Raw genomic sequence first — 2,255 nt, forward strand, 5'->3', positions numbered from 1 at the left:
GTACGCCAAGCTCGGCGCCGAGAAGGCCACGGACGCCCTCGAGCGGGCCCAGCACTACGGGCTCTGACGCGCTGGGGCATCCGGCACGGCACGGCTCACAGGCCGAGCACGGCCCGCGCGATGAAGAAATAGACGAGCAGGCCGGTGGCGTCCACGAAGGTGGTGATGAACGGGTTCGAGAAGACCGCGGGATCCACGCCGATGGCCTTGGCGATCAGGGGCATGGCCCCGCCGACGGTGGCGGCCATGGTGCAGATGCTCGCCAGGGTGAGCCCGATGATCGTGCCGATGGACACGTCGTAGACCACCGAGGTGACGGCGAAGCCCGCGGTGCCCAGTGCCAGTCCCAGGCTGAGGCCCACCCGTAGCTCGCGGAGCATGACCTTGGCGATGTCCCCGGGGGTGACGTCCTCCAGGGCGAGGGCGCGGGTGACGGTGGTGGCCGCCTGGTTGCCGGTGTTGCCGCCCGTGCCGATGAGCAGGGGGATGAACACCGAGAGCACGACCATCTGCTCGAGGGTCTGCTCGAAGACCTCCAGGACCTGGACCGTGAGCGTGGCGCCGATCGCCAGCACCAGCAGCCACACCACCCGGGAGCGCACCAGGCTCAGCACCGGGGTGGCGAGGTAGGGCCGGCGCAACGGTTCGGACCCGCCCATGCGGGCCTGGTCCTCGGAGTCGGCGTCCTCGAGGATCCGCAGGGCGTCGTCCACCGTGAGGATGCCGACCAGGCGTCCCTCCGCGTCGACGACGGGCAGAGCCAGGACCTTCAGGTTCGCGCACCGGCGTGCCGCGTTCTCCGCCGGGTCGGTGACGGTCGCGGTGTACGCCGGGCGCATCAGGGCGGACACCGGTGCCTCCGGGGCCGCCCGCAACAGGGCGCGCAGGCTGACCACGCCCAGCACCTTCCGGCCGTCGTCGATCACCGGGACGGTGTAGACCGTCTCGGCGTCGGCCAGCCCGGACCGCACCCGGTCCAGGGCCTGCCGGGCCGTGTGCTCGGCGCGGGTGGTGACGTACTCGGGGCTCATTCTCCGGGCGATCGAGCCGGCCGGGTAGCCGAGCACGACGGCGGTCAGGTCCCGTTCCTGGTCCGGCAGGCCCTGCATCAACCGGGTCGCCACCGAGGCGGGGAGCTCGTCCAGCAGCCCCACGCGGTCGTCCGGTTCGAGCTCCGCGAACGTCGAGGCCACGTCCTCCTCGCGCAGGGCGCCGACGAGTTCACCCTGCAGGGAGGCGTCCAGCCGCTCGAAGACGGCCAGCGCGGTGTCCTTCGGCAGCAACCGATAGACCACGGCGCGGTGGTCGGTGCCGAGCCGTTCCAGGACCCGGGTGACCTGGTCGTCCGGCAGGGGGTCCACGAGCGCGGTGACGGCGTCGAGATCCTGTCTGGCCAGGGCGCGGCCGAGGAGGGTGACGGCACGGTCCTGAGCGCTGGGGAAGGTGGGATGGGGCATGGGACCAGTCTGCCGCGCCATGGAGCCTCCCCGGGCCCGACTGGTCGTCCCGCGGGCCGGGCCGGCAGCGCGGTGGCCCGGTCCGGTGACGCGGTGTCGCTATCCTGTGAGCGTGTCTGTCTCCCGGCTCTCGACGAGTTCCCAGAACTATCTCAAGGTCGTCTGGGTGCTGCAGGAATGGTCGGACGAACCGGTGACGCCCTCGGCGCTCGCGGCCCGTGCCGGGGTCCGGTTGTCCACGGCCTCGGACGCGATCCGCAAGCTCTCCGACCAGGGCCTGCTGCTGCACTCCCCGTACGGGTCGGTCGAACTGTCCGAGGAGGGCCGTCGGCTCGCCGTGGAGATGGTGCGCCGTCACCGGCTCATCGAGACGTTCCTCGTGGAGGTCCTGGGCTACGGGTGGGAGCAGGTGCACGACGAGGCCGAGACCCTGGAGCACGCCGTCTCGGACTTCATGGTCGAGCGCATGGACGACTACCTCGGCCGCCCGCGCCGCGACCCCCACGGCGACCCCATCCCCGGGCCGGACGGCACCGTCGACCTGCCGGACGCCGTCGTGCTCTCCGCCCTGGAACCGGGCACCGCCGGCACGGTCGAGCGCATCTCGGACGCGGACCCGGGCCTGCTGCAGTTCTTCGCCGACCGCGGCATCGGCGTCGGCACGCAGGTCGAGGTCCGCGCCGGCGCCCCCTACTCGGACTCCGTCGAGGTCCGGGTGCAGGGCCGGGCCGACCACTTGGCCCTCGGGCGCCCGGCCGCGGAGATGGTCTGGGTCAGCGCGGCGCCGCGCTAGGGGCC

2 protein-coding genes are annotated in these 2,255 nt (G+C 72.5%); one reads left to right on the forward strand and one right to left on the reverse strand.

The features are described from left to right. Positions 1-95 precede the first annotated feature (95 nt). Complete coding sequence (gene mgtE / locus PLJ28_RS15655) at positions 96-1,457, reverse strand: magnesium transporter (RefSeq protein ID WP_183528915.1); 1,362 nt, start codon at positions 1,455-1,457, stop codon at positions 96-98. 112 nt (positions 1,458-1,569) lie between these two features. On the opposite strand from mgtE, the gene PLJ28_RS15660 reads away from it, so the two are divergent. Continuing rightward, complete coding sequence (locus tag PLJ28_RS15660; protein WP_183528913.1) at positions 1,570-2,250, forward strand: metal-dependent transcriptional regulator; 681 nt, start codon at positions 1,570-1,572, stop codon at positions 2,248-2,250. Positions 2,251-2,255 lie beyond the last annotated feature (5 nt).

Origin of the sequence: Citricoccus sp., from assembly GCF_035445025.1 — a bacterium.
Lineage (GTDB): Bacteria > Actinomycetota > Actinomycetes > Actinomycetales > Micrococcaceae > Citricoccus.